We start from the raw sequence: 24,276 nt of genomic DNA, 5'->3' as shown, positions 1-24,276 counted from the left end.
AAAAAAACTATTGGAAAATCGGGTATTTTATTTGAATAGTCATATAATTATATGGTATAATTTTAAAGGAGTAAAATATGAGTATATTAGATAAATTAAATGAAAAACAAAGAGAAGCAGCTCAAAAAATCCAAGGACCACTTCTAATTTTAGCAGGAGCAGGATCTGGAAAAACTAGAACGATAACTTATAGAATAGCGCATATGATAAATGAAAAAGGAATTTCTCCATATAAAATTTTAGCTGTTACATTTACTAATAAAGCAGCAAGAGAGATGAGAGAAAGAGTTGAACTTTTAATAGGTGATGATGCACATAAAGCTATGATCTCAACATTTCACTCATTTGGAGTTAGATTGTTAAGAGTATATGGAGATAAATTAGGTTATAATGCAAATTTTACAATTTATGATACAGATGACCAAAAAAGAGTTGTGAGAGGTATCATGAAAGAATTAGTTGTCAATGATAAATCTTTAACTGAGGGTGCAGTAGTTTCTATAATATCGAAACTAAAAGAGAATGGTGTAACTGTTTCTGATTATGAAAAAGAAAATAGATTTGATGCTAATTATAAAATAGTTTTAGAATGTTATAGAAGATATAATAGTATTTTAAAAGAAAATAATGGTATGGATTTTTCAGATATTTTAGTAAATCTTCATAAATTATTAGAAATTCCAGAGGTATTAGAAAAACTACAAGAAAAATTTCAATACATAATGGTGGATGAATACCAAGATACAAACAATATACAATATAATATTATAACAAAAATAGCTTCTAAATACAGAAATATATGTGTAGTTGGAGATGAGAATCAAAGTATATATGGATTTAGAGGAGCTAATATAAAAAATATTCTTGATTTTGAAAAAGAGTATAAAGACGCTCTAGTAGTTAAATTAGAAGAAAATTATCGTTCAACATCAGCTATCTTAACTGCAGCAAATGAAGTTATAAAAAATAATAAAACTGCAAGAGATAAAAATTTATGGACAAAAAAACCTCAAGGTGAACTAATAACTGTAAAAGAGTGTTTAGATGGACGTGAAGAGGTAAACTATATAATTGAAGAAATTGTAAAAAGAAAAAATATGGGAAAAAACTATAAAGAATTTACAATTTTATATAGAACAAATGCACAATCAAGACTTTTTGAAGAAGGATTATTAAAATATAATATTCCATATAAAGTATTTGGTGGAATGCAATTTTATCAAAGAGCAGAGATTAAAGATATAGTAGCTTATTTAACAGTTATTAATAATCCTCAAGATACGATAAATTTAAATAGAATAATAAATGTTCCTAAAAGAAAAATAGGAGATAAAAGCATTGAAAAAATAAGAGATTATTCAAATGAGATGGAAATATCTATGTTTGAGGCCTTAGGAAAAGGTACAGAGATACCTGGGTTAACATCTGGAGTAAAGATAGCATTAGATGAACTTTACACAATATTAAATGATTTAATAGATTTAAGTAGAGAGGGAAGTGTAAGTGAAGTATTTGATGAATTAATAAAAAGAATTGGATACTTTTCATATTTAAATGCATCTTATGGAGTAGAGGCTGAAGGAAGAATTGAAAACGTAGAGGAATTAAAAAACTCAATAGTAGAGTTAGAAAAAACAGTAGATTTTTTAACTTTAAGAGAGTATTTAGAAAATATATCTTTAGTAAGTGCAACAGATGAGTTAGAGGGAGAGGCTGATTATATTAAACTAATGACTATCCATAATTCAAAAGGATTAGAATTCCCAGTAGTATTTTTAACAGGAGTTGAGGATGATATTTTTCCAGGATCTAAAAAAGTTTTATTTAATCCAGAAGAATTAGAAGAGGAAAGAAGATTATGCTATGTTGCAATAACAAGAGCAGAGGAAAAATTATATATATCTCATGCAAAAAGTAGATTTGTATATGGTGAGTTTTTAACAAAAATAAAATCAAGATTTATAGAAGAGTTGCCAGAAGAAGTTTTAGAAAGAGTTGAAAAACCTAGTGAAACGTTACCAAAATCACGAATTTCGTCAGAAACTAAAAAAATAACAGGATTTAAAAATATAATAGATGCAGAGGATTTGAAAAAGATGAAAAATATTTCGAATTCACCGTTTGCTATGGGAGAAAAAGTAATTCATACAAAGTTTGGATTAGGAAAAGTAATTGAAATTTCAGAGAAAAAAATTGGAGTTCAATTTGTGGATGGGAAAAAGGATATTGCTATAGTTTTAGCTACAAAGTTTTTAACTAAAGCATAATTTAAAAGGAGAGAGAATTTATGAAGAGAAAAACTCTTAATAAAGAAGTTCAATATAATGGAATTGGCTTACATAAGGGAGAAGAAATAAAAATGAAGTTAATTCCTTCTAAAGATGGTGGAATAATCTTTAAAAGAGTGGATTTAGAAGATGGAAAAAATATAATTACAATGGCAATAGAAAATACATTTGATTTAACAAGAGGAACAAATTTAAAAAATGAATTTGGAGCAACAGTTTATACAATTGAACATTTTTTATCTGCTTTATATGTAACTGGAATTACAGATTTAATAATAGAGTTAGATGGAAATGAACTTCCAATTGGTGATGGGAGTGCAAAAGTTTTTCTAGAGGTTATGGAGAATGCAGGTATAATAAATTTAGATGAAGAGGTTAAAGAGATTGAAATAAAAGAACCTCTAAATTTAACTGTCGGTGATAAACATATCATAGCATTACCATTTGATGGATATAAGATAACATATACTATAAAATTTGATCATACATTTTTAAAAAGTCAAATGCTAGAAGTTGTTGTAGATTTAGATTCATATAAAAATGAAATAGCAAATGCTAGAACTTTTGGATTTGATTATGAAATAGATTATTTGAAAAAAAATAATTTAGCATTGGGTGGAACATTAGAAAATGCTATTGTTATAAAAAAAGATGGAGTTTTAAATCCAGATGGTTTAAGATATAGCGATGAATTTGTAAGACATAAAATATTAGATTTAATAGGAGATTTAAAAGTTTTAAATAGACCTATAAAAGGACACATAATAGCTATTAAAGCAGGACATGCTTTAGATATAGAGTTTGCAAAATTACTTAAAAAGCAGGAGGAAAAAATATGTTAGATGTTATGGAGATAATGAAAAGAATACCACACAGATATCCGTTTTTATTAGTTGATAGAGTTTTAGAGATGGATAAAGAAGCGCAAAAAATAAGAGGATTAAAAAACGTAACTGTAAATGAGGAGTTTTTTAATGGACATTTTCCAGGACATCCAATTATGCCAGGAGTTTTAATAGTTGAGGGAATGGCTCAATGTTTAGGTGTATTAGTTCTGGATGATACAGAGGGAAAAGTGCCTTATTTTGCTGCGATAGAGAATGTTAAATTTAAAGCTCCAGTTAGACCAGGAGATCAATTAATATATGAAGTTCAAGTTGATAAATTAAGAAGAAACATAGTTAAAGCTACAGGAGTAGCAAAAGTAGATGATAAAGTGGTTACAGAGGCATCATTTACATTTACTATTATGGAAAAATAGAGAGTAGGGTGAAAAAATAGTGATTGAAATTCATAGCACTGCTATAGTTGAGGATGGAGCAATACTGGAACCAGAAGTAAAGATAGGTCCTTTCTGTATAGTAGGAAAAGACGTAAAAATTGGTAAAGGTACAGTATTACAATCTCATGTTGTAGTTGAAGGAATAACTGAAATTGGAGAAAACAATACAATTTATTCATTTGTTTCTATTGGAAAAGCTTCACAAGATCTAAAGTATAAAGGTGAACCAACAAAAACTATAATTGGAGATAATAATAGTATTAGAGAGTTTGTAACAATTCATAGAGGAACGGATGATAGATGGGAAACAAGAATTGGAAGTAATAATCTATTGATGGCTTATGTACATGTTGCTCACGACGTTATTGTTGGTAATAATTGTATATTAGCAAATGGAGTTACTTTAGCAGGTCATGTTACAGTAGATGATTTTGCTATAGTTGGTGGATTGACTCCAGTACATCAATTTTGTAGAATAGGATCTTATTCTATGACTGGTGGAGGAAGTGCAATAAACCAAGATATTTGTCCATTTGTTATGGCTGAAGGAAATAAAGCTGTTATAAGAGGATTGAATACAGTAGGACTTAGAAGAAAAGGATTTACTGAGGAAGACCGTTCGAACTTAAAAAAGGCATATAGAATTATATTCAGAAATGGAAACCCTTTAAAAGATGCTTTAGTTGAACTTGAAAATGAATTTCCTAATGATAAAAATATAAAATATCTTGTAGAATTTATAAAAACTAGTAATAGGGGGATTACAAGATAATGAAAAAAGTTGGAATAATAGTAGGTAACGGTAAGTTACCTCTATATTTCCTTAAAGAAGCGGAAGCTCGAGGGATAGAGGTATACTTAATAGGACTTTTTGATACCATTGAAGAAGAGATAAAAAAGCATAAAAACTATAGAGATTTTAATATTGGAGAAATTGGAGAGATTACAAGATATTTATTATTAAATGAAATAAAAGAAGTTGTTATGCTTGGAAAAGTTGAAAAATCAATACTGTTTAAAGAGATGAAACTAGATTATTTTGGTGAGAAATTAATGGAAAAGCTTCCAGATAAAAAAGACGAGACTCTTTTATTTGGAGTTATATCTTTTTTAAGACTAAATAAGATAAAAGTTTTACCTCAAAATCACTTATTAGGAAGTATGATGTTTAATGAAAAATGTTATACCAAAAATGTTCCATCTTCAGATGATAGTAAAACAATAAAAATAGGAATAGAAGCAGCTAAAGCATTAAGTGAAATAGATGCTGGACAGACAGTTGTGTGTAAAGATTCCTCTGTTGTTGCATTAGAAGGTATTGAAGGTACAGATAAAACTATTGAAAGAGCTGGAGAGTATGCAGGAGAGAATTGTATAATCATAAAAATGGCAAGACCTCAGCAAGATATGAGAGTAGATATACCTGCAATAGGAATAGAAACAATTAATAGAGCAATTGAAATAAAAGCTAAAGGGATAGTAGCTGAAGCAAATAAAATGTTATTTTTAGATATGAAAAATTGCATTGAGTTAGCAGAAAGAAATAATATCTTTATTATTGGAGTGAAAATATGAAAATATTTGTTTCAACAGGAGAGGTATCTGGAGATTTACATTTATCCTATTTGGTAAGAGAAGCTAAAGAGTTAGATAAAAATGTGGAGTTCTATGGAGTTGCTGGAAAGCACTCTAAAGATGCTGGAGTTAATGTAATTCAAGATATTGATGAGTTAGCTATTATGGGATTTACAGAAGCTATAAAAAAATATAGCTACCTAAAAGAGAAAGCTCAAGAATATCTTAATTTTATAAAAGAACAAAATATCAAAAAAGTAATAATGGTAGATTATGGAGGATTTAATCTTAAATTTTTAGAACTTTTAAAAAAAGAGATAAAAGATATTGAAATTTTTTACTATATTCCTCCAAAACTTTGGATTTGGGGAGAGAAAAGAATTGATAAACTAAAATTAGCTGACCATATTATGGTTATTTTTCCTTGGGAAGTTGATTTTTATAAAAAACATAATGTAAATGCGATTTACTATGGAAATCCATTTACAGAGAGATATAAAAAAATAGATAGAACTGGAGACAAAATTTTATTGCTTCCAGGTAGTAGAAAACAGGAGATAAAATCTTTAATACCTGATTTCATGAATCTTGTAAAAAAGAATCCAAATGAGAAATATCTTCTAAAACTTTCTTCAAAAGAGCATTTAAAGTGGATAGATGAAAACTTAGCAGATTTAAAAAATTTAGAAATTTGTTATGATATATCTTTAAATAAAAGTGTTAAAGAGAGTAAAATTGCGATAGCTGCATCAGGAACAGTTACTTTAGAGCTAGCTTTACTAGGTATTCCAACAATAGTAGTTTATAAAACTAGTTTTATAAATTATGTAATAGCTAAATATATTTTAAAAGTTGGTTTTGTATCTTTACCAAATTTAACTTTAAATGAAGAGGTTTTTCCAGAGTTATTACAAAAAAGATGTAACTCTGTGGAAATAGAAAAAAGTATGAAAACTGTTTTAGAAAATTTAGACTCTGTTCAAGAAAAAATTCAACGAATAAGAGAGAAGCTTTCTGGAGTAGATATTACAAAAAGATATGCTGAATTTTTATTGAAAGGAAAATAAAATGGAAAAAATTAATGAATTAGATAGGAAAATAATGGGGTTTTTTAAAAATAAATCTTTAAAAACTTTCTTAAAATATAGTTTGAAATATAAAACAGCTATGTTAGGAGTAATATTATTATCTACTGTAACATCTTTGATGAGTGCAGTGCCTGCATGGTTAAGTAAATATTTAATAGATGATGTTTTAGTGAAAAAAAATGCAAAAATGATGATGATTGTTATTGGAGCTATTTTTGCATCTACTATTTTGAAAGTTATAACAAACTATTTTGCAGATATTTCATCAGGATATATAACAGAAAAAATAAGAAGAGATATTAAAATAGATGTATTCTCACATTTACAAAAGTTACCGATAGCTTATTTTAAACAAAATAAGTTAGGGGATTTAATGGCTAGACTTTCAGGAGATTCAACAACTCTTGGAAGAATAGGATTTATGTTATTTGATATGTTAAAAGAGTTTGTAACTGTAATAGCACTTTTATTTAGAATGTTTCAAGTTGATTTTATATTAGCGTTAATATCTTTAACAGTTTTACCAGCTATACTTTCTATGGTAAAAAAATATACTAAAAAAATTAGAAAATCAGGTAGGGTTAGACAAGATACAGTTGGAGATGTAACAGCATTTGTTCAAGAAGCTTTGTCAGGTATATCTGTTATAAAAGGATTTAATAGAAGTGATAAAATTATAGATAAATATATGGATGTAACTCAAGAAGAGTTTGATAAAATTTATAAAACTACAAAAATTAAAGCTAAAATATCACCAATTAATGAGGTCTTAGCAACAATAATGATTCTTTTAGTTGCAGGATATGGAGGTTATCAAATAATAGTAGCAGAAACTATGACTCCTGGAGATTTAATATCATTTATAACTGCTATTGGACTTATGCAGCAACCTTTAAAAACATTAATTAAAAGAAATAGTGAACTACAAGAAGCTTTACCATCTGCAGATAGAGTAATTGAAATTTTAGATGTGGAATTAGAACCAGACCATATAGGAGATACAGTAAAAGAGGTTCCAGAAACTATAAATACAATTGATTTTATAGATGTAGATTTTAAATATGATGATGGAGATGAGAAGGTTCTTAAAAATTTTAACTTAAATGTTAAAGCAGGAGAAGTTATAGCTTTAGTTGGAAAAAGCGGAAGCGGAAAAACTACTTTAGTAAATTTATTACCAAGATACTATGATATAACTTCAGGAAGTATAAAAATAAATAATATAGATATAAGAGAGATATCATTACAAAAATATAGAAATCATATAGGGATAGTGCCTCAAGAAACATTTTTATTTAGTGGAACTATAGGAGAAAATATAGGATTTGGAAAAGATAATGTTTCTGAAGAAGAGATAATAAAAGCGGCTAAAATGGCAAATGCATATAATTTTATAATGGAATTACCAAATCAATTTGAAACAGAAGTTGGAGAAAGAGGAGTTTTATTATCTGGAGGACAAAAACAAAGAATAGCTATAGCTAGAGCACTTATACAAAATCCAAGTATAATGATTTTAGATGAAGCCACATCTGCTCTAGATACTGAATCAGAGAGATTGGTTCAGGAAGCTTTAGATACACTTATGAAAGGAAGAACAACTTTTGTTATAGCTCATAGATTGTCCACAATAATAAATGCTGATAAAATTGTTGTAATGGAGAATGGAGAGATAAAAGAGGTTGGAACTCATCAAAAATTACTAGAAAATAACGGAATATACAGAAAGCTTTATGAAATTCAATTTGGGAAGATAGAACCAATAGAAACAGTGGATTTAATTGAAACTCAAAAACTGGAAGAGTTAGAGCAGTATATATAGAAAGGAAGAGAAATGATAAGATTAGACGGAAGAAAAACAAATGAAAAAAGAGAAGTAAAAATTACGAGAAACTACACTATGTATGCTGAGGGATGTGTTTTAATAGAGGTTGGAAATACAAAAGTTATTTGTACTGCAACTGTTGTAGAGAAGGTACCACCTTTTTTAAAAAATCAAGGTAAAGGATGGATAACAGCGGAATATTCAATGTTACCAAGAGCAACAGGAGAGAGAAACCAAAGAGAAGCTGCCAAAGGAAAATTAGGTGGAAGAACAATGGAGATTCAAAGACTTATAGGAAGAGCTTTAAGAGCTTGTATTGATCTTGAAAAATTAGGAGAAAGAACAATAACTATTGATTGTGATGTTATTCAAGCAGATGGTGGAACAAGAACTACATCAATAACAGGTGGATTTATAGCTTTAGAAATGGCAATGAGAAGACTTATGGAAAAAGGACTATTAGCAGAAAATCCTATTATAGCTAATATTGCAGCAATATCTGTAGGAACTGTAAAAGGAACTCCAGTACTTGATTTAATGTATACTGAAGATTCAGAAGCAGAAGTAGATATGAATGTAATTATGAATGATAAAGGAGAGTTTGTAGAGATTCAAGGAACTGGAGAAGAAGCGACATTCTCGAGAAAAGAGTTAAATGAATTATTAGATTTAGCTGAAAAGGGAATTTATGAGTTAATAGATATTCAAAGAAAAGAGATAGAGGAGGAGTTTTCTAAGTAATGAAAATATTTTTGGCCACAGGAAATAAGAAAAAAATAGATGAAATGTCAAAAATTTTATCTGGATTAGATTTTGAAATACTTTCTATAAAAGATGGAATAGAAATTCCTGAGGTTATAGAAGATGGAAATACTTTTGAAGAAAACTCAAAAAAGAAGGCATTAGAGATAGCAAAGTTTACAAATATGATCACAATTTCAGATGACTCTGGCCTTTGTGTTGAGGCTTTAAATGGCGAACCTGGAGTTTACTCTGCTAGATACGCTGGAGAAGATGGGAACGATTTAGCAAATAATAAAAAGCTAATAGAGAACTTACAAGGGATAGATAATAGAAAAGCAAAGTTTGTAACTGTGATAACTTTAGGAAAACCAAATGGAGAGTATCACTCATTTAGAGGTGAAATAGAAGGGATAATTATAGATGAAGCCAGAGGAAAAGAAGGTTTCGGATACGATCCTCATTTCTATTTACCAGAGTACGATAAAACATTTGCTGAAATGCCTGAAATAAAAAATCAAATTAGCCATAGAGCAAAAGCCTTAGAAGCTTTAAAAAATGGAATTGATAAAATATTAAATATAGGCTAACCTAAATGGGTTAGCTTTTTTTAAGACAAAAGTTATTAGGGAGAGAGAATGTATTTAAAAGGTGTAGAAATTTACGGATTTAAATCCTTTGGTGAAAGAATAAGAATAGATTTTGATGGAGGAATAACCTCTATTGTTGGACCAAATGGAAGTGGTAAATCAAATATATTAGATGGAATATTATGGGTTTTAGGTGAACAGTCATATAAAAATATAAGAGCAAAAGAAAGCAAAGATATTATATTTTCTGGAGGAGAGGGAAAAAAGCCAGCAAATTATGCAGAAGTATCACTTTTTATAGATAATAGAGATAATTTTTTTCCAATTGAAGCAGAAAGTATAAAAATAACAAGAAAAATGTCTCAAAATGGAGATAATGATTATTTAATAAATGATAAAAAAGTGAGATTGAAAGATATAGGAGAACTATTTTTAGATACAGGAGTAGGTAAAAGTGCATACTCAGTTATAGGGCAAGGTAAAGTTGAAAGAATAATATCTTCATCTAATAAAGAGATTAAAAGTATAATAGAAGAAGCAGCAGGAGTAAAAAAGTTTCAACAAAAAAAATTAGAATCTGAAAAAAGATTAGAGAAGGTTCAAAATGAGCTGGAAAAAATAGAGCTTGTATTAAGTGAAATCGGTGAAAATAGATCTAGAGTAGAAAAGCAATCTAAAAAGGCAATTGAATATTTATCTATTAAAGATGAAAAAAATCTCTTACAAAAAGGAGTTTTAACTTTTGATTTGAATTTAAAAGAAGAAATTTTAAAATCGGGAGAAAAAGAAAAAGAAAGATTAGCAGTAATAACTAATTCTTTAGAAGAAGAGTTGAAAAAAACAGAATTAGAGTTAAATAATATCGAAAATAGACGAAAAGATTTATATTCAAAAATAGAAAATTTCTCAGAAAATAACACTACTTTAAAATCTGAAATAGAAATGTTAGAAAAAGAAGAGATTAGGACAAAGGAAAGAATCACATCTTATTTAAGAGAGTTAAAACAAAAAGAGGAAGAAAAAGTATCTTTAGAAAAGGTATTTGATTCTAAAAAAGAGATCCTAATAAAATTAAAAGAAGAAGAAGAAAGAGTTAAAAAAAGAGTTTTAGAGATAGAGGGAAAAAATAAGGTTTTTGAAAAAAGTATAGAAGAAAAAGAGACATTAAAAAGAGATAAAGAGATAGGAATTGAATTAAAAAAAAGAAAAATAATGGATTTAGAAGTTGAAAAATTAAAACTTTTAAATGAAATAGAAAGTTCTACAAGAAGAATGAAGGGAAGCGAATTTAAAATTTCATCTCTAAAGGAAGAAAAGGAAACTTTTCATATTAAAATAGATGAAAATTTAAAAGAGCTAGAAAAAGCTTTAAAAAACAAAGAACTAAAAGCAAAAGAATTAAAAGAAACAGAAGAAAGACAAATAAAATTAGAACAAGAGATTACTGAATTAAGTAGAGATATGAATAAAGCAGCAGAACTAATAAGAAATGCTGAATTTGAAGAGAAAAGAGCAGCTGCTAAATTACAAGGTCTCTATAGAGTTCAAGAAAGTAATGAGGGATTCTATAAAGGAGTAAAAGAAGTTCTAAATGCTAAAATACCAGGAGTTGAAGGAGCAGTAATATCACTATTAACAGTTCCAGAAGAATATCAAAAAGCTATTGAGGCAGCTATACCTGGAAATTTACAAGATATAGTTGTGTCTACAAGTGACGTAGCTAAAAAAGGGATAGAAGTTTTAAAGGAAAAAAAAGCAGGAAGAGCTTCATTTTTAGCATTAGATACAATTAAAGTAGGTTCTATGAAAGAGGTTCCTAAAAAAGATGGTGTTATAGGAAGAGCCTCAGATTTAGTATCAGTTGAAAAAAAATATTCTAAAATATTAGATATGCTACTTGGAAATATTTTAGTTGTAAATGGAACTGATGTAGCTTTAAAAATTTTAAAAGAAAATAGTTATAATGGAAACATAGTTACACTTTCTGGAGAGCTACTTAGTTCTAGAGGTAGAATAACAGGTGGAGAGAACTCAAACTCTATTGTAAGTCAAATATTTGAAAGAAAAAAAGAGATAAAAGTATTAGAAGATAATATAAAAGATATGTCTAATAAGCTAAAAGAGTGGAACGATAAAGTTCAAATTATGAGTAAAAAATTAGAGAAATATGAGGATGAAATAGGTGGAATAGACGCCTTAGAGGATTCTTTAAGAAAACAAACTAAATTAGCAGAAGAGTTATATTTAGATTTAAAATCTAAAGGTGAAAAATTAGAGAAAGAAAAAAGAGTCGTTGATATTGAAATACAAGAAGAAGAAAATTATAGTAAAGAATACGCTAAAAGAGTTGAAAGTTCACAAAGTGAAAAAGAAATAACTGAAAAAATTGTACTAGAATTAAAAAATGAATTAGATAGTGAAAATTTAGCTATTCAAAATTTAAATGAAGAGATAAATAATTTGAAAAATCAATTCTCAGATATAAGAATATTATATTTAAACAGTAAAGATAGGTTTGTTCAAATTGAAAAAGAAAAAGAAAAAGAAATATTTGAACAAAAAGAATTTAAAGAAAAAAAGGAAAAAGTTTCAAATATTTTATTAGAAATAAAAAAAGAACTTGAAAAATTAGAAGAAAAGGCTCATACTATAGCAGAAGATATAAAAAATAAAAATATAAAATTTGAAAATGAAAATCAAGAACTAAAAGAGATGAAAAAAGAAGATCATTTATTAGAAGAGAACTCTAAAACCTTAATGAAAAACTCTAGAGAAATAGAATCTACTTTATTTAAAGAAAGAGAGATTTTAAATAGAGAGATTGAGAGAAAGGAAAGAATATCAAAAGAAGTAGAGGAAATTTTAATTCAGTTAGAGGAACTTTCAGAAGTTTCATTATCGCTTTTAAATGAAGATGAAATAAAACTTGCTAGAACAAAAGTAAGAGAGTTGGAGTTAAGATTAAAAGGTTTTGAATCTGTAAATTTACTTTCAATTGAAGAATTCAAAGAATTAGATAATAAATATAAATTTATTGATCTTCAGAGAGAAGATTTAGTAAAAGGAGAAAAGAGCTTATCTCTTTTAATAAAAGAGATTGACGAAACAATAGAAGAAAAATTCTATGAAGCTTATGAAGAAATAAATAAAAACTTTAATGAGATGTGTATAGAGACATTAGATAACTCTGAAGGAAAATTATCTTTACATAATGGAGAAGATTTTTTAAACTGCGGAGTTGAAATATCAGTAAAATATAAAAATAAAAAAAGACAAGCACTTTCACTACTATCTGGTGGAGAGAAATCTATGGTTGCAATAGCTTTTATAATGGCGATATTTATGTATAAACCTAGCCCATTTACATTTTTAGATGAGATTGAAGCAGCTCTTGATGAAAAAAATACAAGAAAATTAATTGGTAAATTAAAAGAATTTACAGATAGATCTCAATTTATTTTAATAACACATAATAAAGAAACAATGAAAGCTTCAGATTCTCTATATGGAGTAACAATGAATAAAAAAATTGGAATTTCTAAATTAGTTCAAGTAAAAATTTAGTAAAGAGAGGAAAAAATGAAACTTTTATCGTATATATATTTTTTAATAACCTCAATACGAAATTGGCTTTACGATAAAAGGTATCTTAAAATAAATGAGATACCAGATGTTGATATTTTATGTATAGGAAATATAACTGTTGGAGGTACTGGAAAAACTCCAGCAGTTCAATTCTTTGCAAAAAAACTTTTAAAAATGGGAAAAAAAGTTGCTATAGTATCAAGAGGATATAGAGGAAAAAGAAAAGTAGATCCATTAATAGTAAGTGATGGAAAAAAAATTCTAGTAACATCAAAAGAGAGTGGTGATGAACCATATATTCATGCTTTAAATTTGAAAGTACCAGTAATTGTGGGAAGAGATAGGTATGAAGCGTGTAAATTAGCAGTAGAAAAATTTGGTGTGGATACTATAATATTAGATGATGGATTTCAGCATAGAAAATTAAAAAGAAATAGAGATATTGTTTTGATTGATGCAACAAACCCTTTTGGGTGGGGTGCTTTATTACCTAAAGGAACTTTGAGAGAGGACTTTCAAAAAGGTGGAGAGAGAGCAAGTGAATTTATAATAACAAAATCAGACTTAGTATCTGAGAGCGATTTAGAAACACTAAAAAGATTTTTAAAAGTAAAGTTTAAAAAACCTGTTTCAGTTGCAAAGCATGGAGTAACATCTTTATGTGATATAAAAGGAAATGCAAAACCTTTATTTTGGGTTGCGGGAAAAAGAGTTCTTCTTTTTTCTGGACTTGCAAATCCACTTAATTTTGAAAAAACAGTAATCTCTTTAAATCCAGAGTATATTGAGAGAGTTGATTTTATGGATCATCATGATTTTAAAGAGAAAGACTTTGATACTATAAAAAAAAGAGCTAAAGCTATGGATGCAGATTTTATAATAACAACAGAAAAAGATTTAGTGAAACTTCCAAAAGATATAGAAATAGATAATTTATTCGTTCTTAAAATAGAGTTTACAATGTTAGATGACAATAGTTTAAAAGGAATTGGTGAAATATATGATAAATAAGATACAAGAAAGAGTTGCAAAAGTAATTGAAAGTGCAGAAATTCTTGATAAAAGAGCCTATTTGACAATAGATAGTGAAGGTGTAATAAAAAGAAAATGTGCAAATTTAACAATCCCAGCTATGGTATTTTGTAAAGATGATATTATTTTTTATGAAACTTTAGAAAAAGAAAGTAATAAAGTTGAAAGAGTTAAAGAGAAAAAAATTGATCGATTATCAAATGTATCAATAGATAAGTTAAAAGAAAATTTTGTGAAGTTAGTTATAAAGGGTGATTTAGAATTCTCTAAAAAATATGGTAAGGAATTAGCTTTAAAAGATAAAGAGGAATTTTTTAAAACTTTATTTAATTTAGCATTAATGGATAATATAGATTTTAATAAACCTTTAATGGCATTAGCTATAAGAGAGATTGTAAATACATTAGGTTGGATTGATGAAATAGGATATCTTGTAATTAGTTATTTTACAAAACAGAGATATGATTTAAATGGATTAGAATGCGCAATAGAATTAGAGGAAGAAGTAGATGAAGTTCCAGAAGTATTAGAATTAATAGCATATAAAAAAGTTTTAGAAAGTTATTCTTATAAAAATGAAAAAAAATACAAAAGTATTTTATTGCAAGGGATAAAAGAAAAGAAAGAAAAAAGCAACGATCAAGTTAAAAATGAAATTTTGAATAGTATAAAGCTTTAAAAGGGGGCAACAAGTGTTAAATTATTTTAATGTAAAAATGATTAACATTCTAGATAATAAATCTGTATCAAAAGATGAGATATTAAAAAAATTAGTGTTTAATATGAGTGAAAATAGTAATTTGATTGTAGATAGAGATATTTTTTATAAAGAGGTTTTGCAAAGAGAAAATGTAGGAACTACAGGAATTGGTATGGGCGTTGCGATACCTCATGCTAGAACTGAAGTAGTAAAGGATATAGTTGTATCAGTTGCACTTTTAAAAAATCCCATTGATTTTAATTCATTAGATGGTGAAAAAGTAAAAATAGTTATATTAGTAGGAGTACCTAAAGGTGAAAGCAAAAAATATTTAGAATTACTATCATCACTCTCTAGAATATTTAGAGATAAAAAGATAAGAGAGAGTATTTTAGAAAGTACAACAACAGAGTGCTTAATCGAAGCTATTGCGGAGATAGGATAAAATGAAAATTGGGATATATGGTGGGAGCTTTAATCCTATACATAACGGACATATATATATGGCAAAATTTATTATAGATTATTTAAAATTAGACAAACTTCTTATTATACCTGTAGGTATTCCATCACATAGAGAAAAATTAATGGTAAGTGGGGAATTGAGGCTTGAGATGTGCAAACTTGCATTTAAATTAGATCCTAAAATAGAGGTTTTAGATTTAGAAGTTAAATCTAATAAACTTTCATTTACTTATGATACTCTTTTAAAAATTATAAAAAAATATCCTAATAATGAATATTTTGAAATTATTGGAGAAGATTCAGGAGCATATTTTCATAAATGGAAAAAATACCAAGAAATTTTAAAATTATCAAAAGTTGTTGTTCTACAGCGAGAAGGATATACTACACTTTTAAAAGATCCAAATCTTTTGCAAGTTAAAAATCCATTTTTAAATTACTCTTCAACAAGAGTTAGAGAATCAATAATGAATGGAGTATCTATAGATAACATGGTGCCAAAAGTGATAGCAGAGTTCATAAAAAGTCATAATTTATATCAAAAGTAAAAGGAGGTAGCATAAAAACTACCTCTTTTGTTCACTTAGAGATCATTTTTTTTATGGAAAAAATGTTCTAAATATGGTAAAATTTAGTGATTTATCGAGAGGAGAAAAAAATGAAATTAGATATACCAAATCATATAGCGATAATTATGGATGGAAATGGTCGTTGGGCAAAAGAGAAAGGTATGCCTAGAACTTACGGACATAAAGCAGGAGCAGATACTTTGAGAAAAATATTAACCTCTTGTGGTGAATTAGGTGTTAAATACTTAACAGTTTATGCTTTTTCAACAGAGAATTGGAAAAGAGCAAAGGAAGAAGTAGACACTTTAATGTTTTTATTTAAAACTTATTTAAAAAATGAAAAAAAATTATTAATGAAAAATAATGTTAGATTTATAGTATCTGGAAGAAAAGAGGGTATTAGTAAGGATCTTTTAAATGAAATTGAAAAGCTTGAAAATGTAACAAAAGGAAATACTGGAATAACATTGAATATAGCTTTTAACTATGGAGGAAGGGCTGAGCTAATAGATGCTATAAAAGAGATTATAAAAAATGATGAAAAAGAGATAACAGAGGAGATTATAGAAAAATATCTATACAATCAGTTACCTGATCCAGAGTTACTAATAAGAACAAGTGGAGAAATGAGAATTTCTAATTTTTTATTGTGGCAGATAGCCTATTCTGAGATATATGTAACAGATACCTATTGGCCAGATTTTAATAGAGATGAATTAATGAAGGCTATAGAAAGTTATCAAAAAAGAGATAGGCGTTTTGGAGGAGTAAAATAGATGTTAAATAGAATATTAGTAGCTTTAATAGGAATTCCACTTTTAATGATGGTATTATTGAAGGGTGGATTTTTACTATTACTATTTGTAAACTTTGTTATTTTAGTAGGGCTTTTTGAGTTTTATAAAATGGCAGAAATTGGTGGAAAAAAACCTGATATAAATTTAGGATATATTGCAGGTTTATCAATACCAAATATAGTATACTTTGCAGATGTAGATAACTCTACTTTGATATTTATGCCAATTACATTGTTAGTGATAGCATTGATAGGAAAGAAGGTTTTACAAAATAAAGTAGAAAATTCAAGCAGAGATATTGGAGTAACACTGTTAGGTGTAGTTTATGTTTCAGGGTTATTTACGCACCTATTGCTAATGAATTATCTTCCAAACGGAGGGAAATGGTTATTAACAATTCAAATATTAGTTTGGGTTTGTGATTCTTTTGCATATTTTGTTGGAATGGGAATTGGAAGAAAAATATTCAAAAAAGGTTTTAGTTCTATAAGTCCTAAAAAATCCATAGAAGGATCTATTGGAGGAACAGTTTTTACAATGGTAGCCATCTATTTAATCAACAAATATTTTAATATTTTTGGAACTGAAGTAAATATATTTATAGTACTGTTGTTTGGATTTTTAATTAGTATTGTTGCGCAAATTGGTGACTTAGGTGAATCGATGTTTAAAAGAGAGTTTAAAATAAAGGATTCAGGAAAGTTATTAGGTGAACACGGTGGCATACTAGATCGTTTTGATAGTATGTTATTTGTAGTTCCAGTTGTATATTATTTATTAAAATTTATTTAGAAGAAGGTAGCTTAAAAAGCTACCATTTTTTTAGAGAAAATATATGTAAATTAAGGAGAGGGAAATGAAGAAGATAACTATTTTGGGATCTACTGGGAGTATTGGAACAAATGCGTTAAAGGTTATAGGTGCAAAACAAGAAGAGTTCCAAGTGTTAGGAATATCAGGTTATTCAAATTTTGAATTGTTAAAAGAACAAATTGAAAAATTTGATCCTAAATATATTTGTATAGGTAGTAAAGATAAGGCAGATATTTTAAAAAATTTATATCCAGAGAAGGTTGTTTATTTTGGTGATGATGGCTTAAAAACTATGGGAGGACTAGAGGAAGCCGATATTGTATTGACTGCAATTAGTGGAGCTATCGGGATTGAAGCAACAGTAGAAGCTATAAAAAAAGAAAAAAGAGTAGCACTAGCTAATAAAGAAACAATGGTAGCAGCAGGAGAATATATAAATAATCTTTTAAAAAAATATCCAAAAGCAGAAATTATACCAGTTGATAGTGAGCATTCAGCTTTATTTCAAAGTATACAAGGTAGCAATTATAAAGAGATAAAAACGCTAATTATAACAGCTAGTGGTGGAACATTTAGAGGAAAAACATTAGAAGATTTAAAAGAGGTGACTGTAGAGCAAGCATTAAAACATCCAAACTGGTCTATGGGAAGAAAGATAACTATAGATTCATCAACTTTGATTAATAAGGGGCTAGAAGTTATTGAAGCACATATGCTTTTTGGAATAGACTATGACAATATAGAAGTACTGGTTCATCCACAGAGTATAGTTCATTCGATGGTGGAGTTTGTAGATAACTCTATAATTGCTCAAATAGGAGTACCAGATATGAAACTTCCAATTCAGTATGCGTTTACATATCCTAATAGAGAAGGTAGTTGTGAATTAGAGAGATTAAATTTAAAAAAATTAAAAGAATTAAGTTTTGATCAAATTAATAACAATGTTTTTAAAGGGGTTGAGTTAGCATTTTATGCTGGTAAGACTGGAAAAACAATGCCATGTGTATTTAACTCTGCTAATGAAGTAGCTGTGGAGTTATTTTTAAAAGGGAAGATAAAATTTTTACAAATATATGAAATAATAAAGAAAGCTATGGAGCAGCACTCTATAGAAGAAGCAGATAATTTAGAGACAATAAAAAAAGTAGATAAAGAGACAAGAAAGTGGGTATATGATAATTATGGAGAAGATTAAAAAAGGGCGATTAATAGTAATAGAAGGAACAGATTCAAGCGGGAAAGAGACTCAAACGGCTATTTTGTATGAAAGACTATGTGAAAAAATCAAAAAAATCAAAAAAATATCTTTTCCTAATTATAATAGTCCAGCATGTGAACCAGTTAAGATGTATTTAGCAGGAGAATTTGGAAAAGATGCAGAAAAAGTAAATCCATATCCAGCATCGACAATGTATGCTATAGATAGATATGCCTCATATAAAACAGATTGGGGAAATTTTTATAATGAGGGCGGAATTATTGTAACAGACAGATATACAACTTCAAATATGGTACATCAAGCATCAAAAATAAATGATAAAAAAGAAAAAGAAAAATATCTAGATTGGTTAGAAGATTTAGAGTATGATAAAATGGAAATCCCAAGACCGGATTTAGTAATATTTTTAAATATGCCAACAGAAACTGCTCAAGAATTAATGGCGCAAAGAAAAAATAAAATAACTGGTGAAGATAAAAAAGATATCCATGAAAAAAATATTGAATATTTAAAAAAATCACATGAAAATGCCTGTGAAATATCTAAAAAGTACTCTTGGTCAGAAATAAAATGTGTTGAAAAAAATAGATTGAAAACAATAGAAGAGATTTCAGATGAAATATTTGAGCTTGTAAGTAAAGTTTTATAACAGGAGGAATAATGGATATAATAATAGCGTTGTTATTACTAGGAGTAATAATTTTTATACACGAGTTAGGACATTTTCTAGCAGCTAGATTTTTTAAAATGCCTGTTTCAGAATTTGCAATTGGTATGGGACCGGAGTTATACTCTTACTACAATGGAAGAACTTTATATTCTATAAGAGTTATACCAATTGGAGGATTTGTAAATATTGATGGAATGGAAGTTGGAAGTAAAGTTGAAAATGGATTTAATAGTAAATCTCCTTTTGCAAGATTTATAGTTTTATTCGCAGGAGTTTTTATGAATTTCATGCTTGCTTTATTAGTAATTTTAGGAATAACTTTCACAAGTGGAAAAGCGATTCAAAATACCAATCCAGTAATTGGAAATGTGATTAAAGAAGCTAAAGCATCAACTGTTTTAAAAGAAAAAGATATTATAAAAGAGATTGATGGAACAAAAATATCTACATGGTCTCAAATAGGAGAAACAATATCAAAAGATTCTAAAGAGAGAGAAAAATTGAATGTAGTTATTGAAAGAGAAGGAAAAGAACTTAATCTTTTAGTACCTTTAACAAAAATAAGTGATGATAAGGCTCCAATGATGGGAATAATTCCAGAATATAAGTTTGAAAAATATGGACTAATAGACGGAGTTAAGCAATCATTTAAAATTTTTATAGGAGTTTTTGAAGATACATTAGGTGGAGTAAAAATGCTTATAACAGGAAAGGTAAAAGCTAAAGATATAAGTGGTCCTGTAGGTATTGTAAAAGTAGTTGGAGATGCAAGCAGAAGTGGAAGTTCAGGAATTTTAATTTGGTTATTAGCTATTTTATCAATAAATGTAGGAATATTTAATTTACTTCCTTTTCCAGCTTTAGATGGAGGAAGAATAATATTTGTAATTTTAGAGTTAGTTGGAATAAAAGTTGACAAGAAATTAGAAGAGAGAGTTCACACTATAGGAATGATAATGTTATTTGGTTTAATTATATTTGCAACAGCTAATGATATATTTAATATTTTTAAATTTTAATAAAAACTAAGGACGTGAGATTGTGACGAAAAGAGATCGTATAAAAAGAACTGCAACTATTTTATTTGCAGCTAATGGAATTAGAAACACAAAAATAGAAGATATAGCTAATGTTTTAGGAATGGCAAAGGGTGGGTTTTATTATTATTTTAAAAGTAAAGAAGAGCTACTATTAGAAATTATGGATAACTCTGTAATAAGTAGAAAAGAGTTTTTAAAAGAAGTTGGAGATTTAGATGTATCTTTTGAAGAGAAATTAAAAATGATTGTTAGAAGAAGACTAACATTAAAAGATGATAGATATAATTTATTTTTATTTGCTAAAATATATGAAAATGGAGAGATTGGCTTAACTCATGATGATTATATGAAAAGAGATATTATATTTAGTGAATTTTTAACTGTTAATAGAGAACATATAAAAGAAGAATATAGAAGTGAAATAGAAAAGATAAGAACTATGTTGAGTGCATCTTTAACAACGCTTTTACTTTACTTAATAACACAAACAGGAATTGAAGTAGTAGATGAAGAAAGCTATAAGAGAATGGTTGAAAAATATTCAACAATTGATATTTCTAGAGAAATAGAGATGTTTTATAATCTGTTTTTAAAATCTATGTTGAAATAATATATATAAAAAAACAAACATAAATTATAAAATATATTAAAATTAAAAAGGAAAAAATGAGAAAAACTAGAACTAATGTTTAGAGTGAAACTCTTTGAAATAATCTAGAACAGAATTTTTAAAAAAAGTCTTGAAAAATAACAAAATATCAATTATAATACATTGTTAACGAAAATAGAAAGTAGGAGGAAAGGGATGAAAAAATCAATATTAGTAGTTTCAGAAAGAAAAGAAACTTTAAAACAAGTAAGAAAAGCTTTATCAGAAGTTTATGAAATAATAACATTTAATAATTTATTAGATGCGTTAGATATGTTAAGAGAGAGTGACTTTGATGTAGTTTTATTAGATGAGTACTTAACTTGGTTTAATTTCTCAGAAGCAAAAAGAAAATTAAATGGTATAGGTAAAGATTTTGTAGTTATTGGATTATTAGATGAAGAGAATGAGACTTTAATTCAAGAGATGAAGGAAGCTGATATTTATAACTATTTATTAAAACCAGTAGATGTTAAAGAGATGAATAGAATAATGATACCAGCTCTAAGAAACTTAGAGATAGTAAAAGAGAAAAGAAAGTTAGAAGAAAAGCTTTCTGATACAGAAGACGAAAATGAAATTATAGGTCAGTCTGCAAGAGTAAAAGAAGTAAAAAATTTAATAGAAAAAGTAGCTGAAAGTGATTTAACTGTTTTAATAACAGGAGAAAATGGAGTAGGAAAAGAATTAATTGCTAAAGAGATATTCAAAAAGAGTGATAGAAGAAAAGAAAACTATATTACAATATCTTGTGCTTCATTACCAGAAGATTTAATTGAAAGAGAACTTTTTGGTTATGAGAGAGGTGCTTTCTTAGGTGCTACAACAAGTAAAAAAGGAATTTTAGAAGAGGCAGATGGAGGAACTGTATTTCTTGATGAAATATCAGCAATGGATTTAAAGGCTCAATCTAAAGTTTTAAGAGTTATTGAGTATGGAGAGTTTAGAAGAGTTGGAGGAAATAAATCAAGAAGAGTCGATGTAAGATTTATAGTTTCAACAAACAAAGATCTAAAAGAAGAAACTGAAAAAGGAAAATTCAGAAAAGATTTATACCACAGATTAACAGCTTTCCCTATTGAGGTTCCACCTTTAAGAGATAGAAAAGATGATATTCCAATGTTAGCTAACTATTTCTTAAATAAAATTGTAAAAGATTTAAGAAGAGAAATACCTGTTATTTCTGGAGATGCTATGAAATATCTGATGGAATATTCATACCCTGGAAATATAAGAGAGTTAAAAAATATGATAGAAAGAATGGTAATTTTATGTAACGATAGAAATATTGATGTTGAAGATTTACCATTAGAAATAAAAATGAAATCTGATACAGTTGAAAATAAAACTGTTATCGGAGTAGGACCTTTAAAAAATATATTAGAGCAAGAAATTTATGCTTTAGATGAAGTTGAAAAAGTTGTAATAGCAATGGCTTTACAAAAGACAAGATGGAATAAGCAAGAGACTTCTAAGCTTTTAGGAATTGGAAGAACAACTCTTTATGAGAAAATCAGAAAATATGGTTTAGATACAAAATAATAATCTTACAAAATTTTTCGGAGGGTTTAAGTATGGCAATTAGAAAGTTTAGAAGAAACATGAAACCTGTAATTTGGGTAGTAACAATATTCTTTTTCATAAGTTTAATAGCCGGTTATGCGATGTCGTTTAAGAATACTTCATCTAATTCACAATTGGCATTTAAATTGAACGGTAAAAAAGTTACTATGGTAGAAGCTCATAGATCAATGGCTATAATGTCAGAAAATTATAAAAGATATTTAGGAGCTAATATAGATCCAGAGTTAATGAATACAATTGCTTTTAATGAACTTATAAATAAAAATCTTTTGTTAGAGATGGCAGATAAATTGAAAATTAAAGTTTCTAATTCAGAAGTTGATGCTCAGATGGATCAAATAAAAGCAGCTTTTCCAGATAAGGAGCAGTTCAAAAATGCACTTCTAAGTCAAGGATATACAACAAAGACTTTAGAAAAAGAGATAAAGGAAAATTTGATACTCCAGAAAGTTTCAGAAGCTATAACTGGAAATGTAAATATTACTCCTGAAGAGATTAACGAATACTATTCAGACTATAAGTATACAATGTTTCAAGGAAAACCTTTAGAAGAAGTAAAGGCTCAAATTGAACAAGCTTTGAAAACTCAAAAGGGAGCAGAAGTATATGCAGAAGATATGACAGAAGCTAGAGCTAAAATGAAACTTCAAGATTTAGATAAAAATTTTGATGCTTATGTAGAAAAAGAAGCTTTTGAATTTGATGGGGTTAAAGTTAATAATGTAGAATATGCAAAGAGAGTATTAAATGCATTGACTATGACAAAAGGAGATTTAACTCAAGCAAAAGAGTTAGCAAAATCTTCAATTGAGTCAGAGATAAAACTTTTAAAAGCTGCAGAAGCTAAAGGAGTAAAAGTAAATGAAGCTTTACCATTAGATCTTCAGGTTGCAAATGCAGTAAAAGAACTTTATAGTAAGTTAAAATCAGAAATTACTTATACTCAAAATGATTTAAAAGATTTTTTCCAAGAAAATCAAATAAATTATGATACTTTAAAAAGTGCTGATGCAAATATAGCAATTTTAAAAGTTCAACCAACTGAAGAAGATGATGCAAAAGCAAAAGTTAGAGCAGAAGAGTTATTAAAAAAAGTAAATAAGGAAAATTTTGCAGAGATGGCTAAAAAATATTCTGAAGGACCAAGTGGACCAAATGGTGGTGCATTAGGAACATTTAAAAAAGGAGATATGGTAAAGCCTTTTGAAGATGCGGCATTTACAGGAGTAGCTGGTGAAGTTTATCCAGAAGTTGTAAAAACTCAATTTGGATATCATATAATTTTTGTTGAATCTAAAGATAATAAGAATGAAACAGTTACAGCTAGTCATATTCTAATAATTCCTGAACCTTCAGAAGAGACATTAAATGCAAAAGATGCTCAGGTTTCTGAAATAGTAAAGGATTTAAACAATAAAACAATAACATTTGAAGATTTAAAAAATGATAAAGATATTGTTTTCTCTGAAAAAATAGATGGAATAACAGAAGAGGGATATGTACCTGGATTAGGATATAATGAAGAGTTAGCTAAATCTATATATGATTCTAAATTAGGAGAAGTAGGATTTATAAAGGAACAAAAAGATTTTATAATTTATAGAAAAGACTCTCAAGTAGATGAGAAAAAAGCTAATTTTGAAGAGTTTGAAAACCAAGTAAAAGCTGATTATGTTAATACAAAAGCGCAAGAAGCTTTGAAAGAGATTGAGTTAAGTACTCAAAATACAGAAAATTAAAAATTTGAAAGAAGGATTTTTT

22 protein-coding genes are annotated in these 24,276 nt (G+C 27.7%); all 22 read left to right on the top strand.

Going from position 1 to position 24,276, the window contains the following annotated elements; genetic code table 11:
- Positions 1-77 precede the first annotated feature (77 nt).
- The 22 genes from NON08_RS01670 (at position 78) to NON08_RS01565 (ending at position 24,254) form a co-directional block, all read left to right on the top strand.
- Positions 78-2,267: an ATP-dependent helicase gene (locus NON08_RS01670; protein WP_256689799.1), complete on the top strand. Its 2,190-nt coding sequence runs from the start codon at positions 78-80 to the stop codon at positions 2,265-2,267.
- A gap of 20 nt (positions 2,268-2,287) precedes the next feature.
- Entirely contained in the window at positions 2,288-3,130 is an 843-nt protein-coding gene (lpxC, locus tag NON08_RS01665; RefSeq protein WP_256689798.1) for a UDP-3-O-acyl-N-acetylglucosamine deacetylase, read from the top strand.
- Positions 3,124-3,549: a 3-hydroxyacyl-ACP dehydratase FabZ gene (fabZ, locus tag NON08_RS01660; protein ID WP_023049909.1), complete on the top strand. Its 426-nt coding sequence runs from the start codon at positions 3,124-3,126 to the stop codon at positions 3,547-3,549. The genes lpxC and fabZ overlap by 7 nt, the downstream gene beginning before the upstream one ends.
- A gap of 19 nt (positions 3,550-3,568) precedes the next feature.
- Positions 3,569-4,342, top strand: coding sequence for an acyl-ACP--UDP-N-acetylglucosamine O-acyltransferase (gene lpxA, locus NON08_RS01655; protein WP_256689797.1), 774 nt, complete (start codon positions 3,569-3,571; stop codon positions 4,340-4,342).
- The gene (locus NON08_RS01650) at positions 4,342-5,145 is read left to right on the top strand and encodes an LpxI family protein (RefSeq protein ID WP_256689796.1); all 804 of its coding nucleotides are present in this window, start codon (positions 4,342-4,344) and stop codon (positions 5,143-5,145) included. Before lpxA ends, NON08_RS01650 begins: the two co-directional genes overlap by 1 nt.
- On the top strand, positions 5,142-6,212 hold the full coding sequence (lpxB, locus tag NON08_RS01645) for a lipid-A-disaccharide synthase (protein WP_256689795.1): 1,071 nt from the start codon (positions 5,142-5,144) through the stop codon (positions 6,210-6,212). The genes NON08_RS01650 and lpxB overlap by 4 nt, the downstream gene beginning before the upstream one ends.
- A gap of 1 nt (position 6,213) precedes the next feature.
- Positions 6,214-8,055, top strand: coding sequence for an ABC transporter ATP-binding protein (locus NON08_RS01640; protein ID WP_256689794.1), 1,842 nt, complete (start codon positions 6,214-6,216; stop codon positions 8,053-8,055).
- Between the two features lie 12 nt (positions 8,056-8,067).
- Positions 8,068-8,799 carry a ribonuclease PH gene (gene rph, locus NON08_RS01635; RefSeq protein WP_264759764.1) on the top strand — a complete coding sequence of 244 codons (732 nt, stop codon included), beginning with the start codon at positions 8,068-8,070 and terminating at the stop codon, positions 8,797-8,799.
- A complete protein-coding gene (locus tag NON08_RS01630) occupies positions 8,799-9,389 on the top strand; it encodes an XTP/dITP diphosphatase (RefSeq protein ID WP_256689793.1) in 591 nt (196 codons plus the stop codon). Before rph ends, NON08_RS01630 begins: the two co-directional genes overlap by 1 nt.
- Positions 9,390-9,437: 48 nt before the next feature.
- Positions 9,438-12,953: a chromosome segregation protein SMC gene (smc, locus tag NON08_RS01625; RefSeq protein ID WP_256689792.1), complete on the top strand. Its 3,516-nt coding sequence runs from the start codon at positions 9,438-9,440 to the stop codon at positions 12,951-12,953.
- Positions 12,954-12,968: 15 nt separating this feature from the next.
- On the top strand, positions 12,969-13,985 hold the full coding sequence (gene lpxK, locus NON08_RS01620; RefSeq protein WP_256689791.1) for a tetraacyldisaccharide 4'-kinase: 1,017 nt from the start codon (positions 12,969-12,971) through the stop codon (positions 13,983-13,985).
- Positions 13,975-14,685, top strand: coding sequence for a hypothetical protein (locus tag NON08_RS01615; RefSeq protein ID WP_256689790.1), 711 nt, complete (start codon positions 13,975-13,977; stop codon positions 14,683-14,685). Before lpxK ends, NON08_RS01615 begins: the two co-directional genes overlap by 11 nt.
- A 13-nt stretch (positions 14,686-14,698) precedes the next feature.
- A complete protein-coding gene (locus NON08_RS01610) occupies positions 14,699-15,151 on the top strand; it encodes a PTS sugar transporter subunit IIA (RefSeq protein WP_256689789.1) in 453 nt (150 codons plus the stop codon).
- Between the two features lies 1 nt (position 15,152).
- Complete coding sequence (gene nadD / locus NON08_RS01605; protein WP_256689788.1) at positions 15,153-15,719, top strand: nicotinate (nicotinamide) nucleotide adenylyltransferase; 567 nt, start codon at positions 15,153-15,155, stop codon at positions 15,717-15,719.
- A 110-nt stretch (positions 15,720-15,829) separates the two neighbouring features.
- Complete coding sequence (locus tag NON08_RS01600; protein WP_256689787.1) at positions 15,830-16,516, top strand: isoprenyl transferase; 687 nt, start codon at positions 15,830-15,832, stop codon at positions 16,514-16,516.
- Entirely contained in the window at positions 16,517-17,329 is an 813-nt protein-coding gene (locus NON08_RS01595) for a phosphatidate cytidylyltransferase (protein WP_256689786.1), read from the top strand.
- 64 nt (positions 17,330-17,393) lie between these two features.
- Positions 17,394-18,548 carry a 1-deoxy-D-xylulose-5-phosphate reductoisomerase gene (gene dxr, locus NON08_RS01590; RefSeq protein WP_256689785.1) on the top strand — a complete coding sequence of 385 codons (1,155 nt, stop codon included), beginning with the start codon at positions 17,394-17,396 and terminating at the stop codon, positions 18,546-18,548.
- Complete coding sequence (locus NON08_RS01585; RefSeq protein ID WP_256689784.1) at positions 18,535-19,221, top strand: dTMP kinase; 687 nt, start codon at positions 18,535-18,537, stop codon at positions 19,219-19,221. The genes dxr and NON08_RS01585 overlap by 14 nt, the downstream gene beginning before the upstream one ends.
- Before the next feature lie 11 nt (positions 19,222-19,232).
- Positions 19,233-20,261, top strand: coding sequence for a M50 family metallopeptidase (locus tag NON08_RS01580; protein WP_256689783.1), 1,029 nt, complete (start codon positions 19,233-19,235; stop codon positions 20,259-20,261).
- Positions 20,262-20,283: 22 nt separating this feature from the next.
- Positions 20,284-20,892 (top strand): TetR/AcrR family transcriptional regulator, encoded by a 609-nt coding sequence (locus NON08_RS01575; protein ID WP_256689782.1) that lies wholly within the window; start codon positions 20,284-20,286, stop codon positions 20,890-20,892.
- Positions 20,893-21,087: 195 nt separating this feature from the next.
- Entirely contained in the window at positions 21,088-22,473 is a 1,386-nt protein-coding gene (locus NON08_RS01570) for a sigma-54 dependent transcriptional regulator (RefSeq protein WP_256689781.1), read from the top strand.
- A gap of 32 nt (positions 22,474-22,505) precedes the next feature.
- Entirely contained in the window at positions 22,506-24,254 is a 1,749-nt protein-coding gene (locus tag NON08_RS01565) for a peptidylprolyl isomerase (RefSeq protein WP_256689780.1), read from the top strand.
- Positions 24,255-24,276: the final 22 nt, after the last annotated feature.

The sequence above is a fragment of the Cetobacterium sp. NK01 genome (assembly GCF_024506395.1).
Taxonomy (GTDB): domain Bacteria; phylum Fusobacteriota; class Fusobacteriia; order Fusobacteriales; family Fusobacteriaceae; genus Cetobacterium_A; species Cetobacterium_A somerae_A.
The sequence above is the reverse complement of the archived record's forward strand: the minus strand, read 5'-3'. Positions and strand labels throughout refer to the sequence as shown.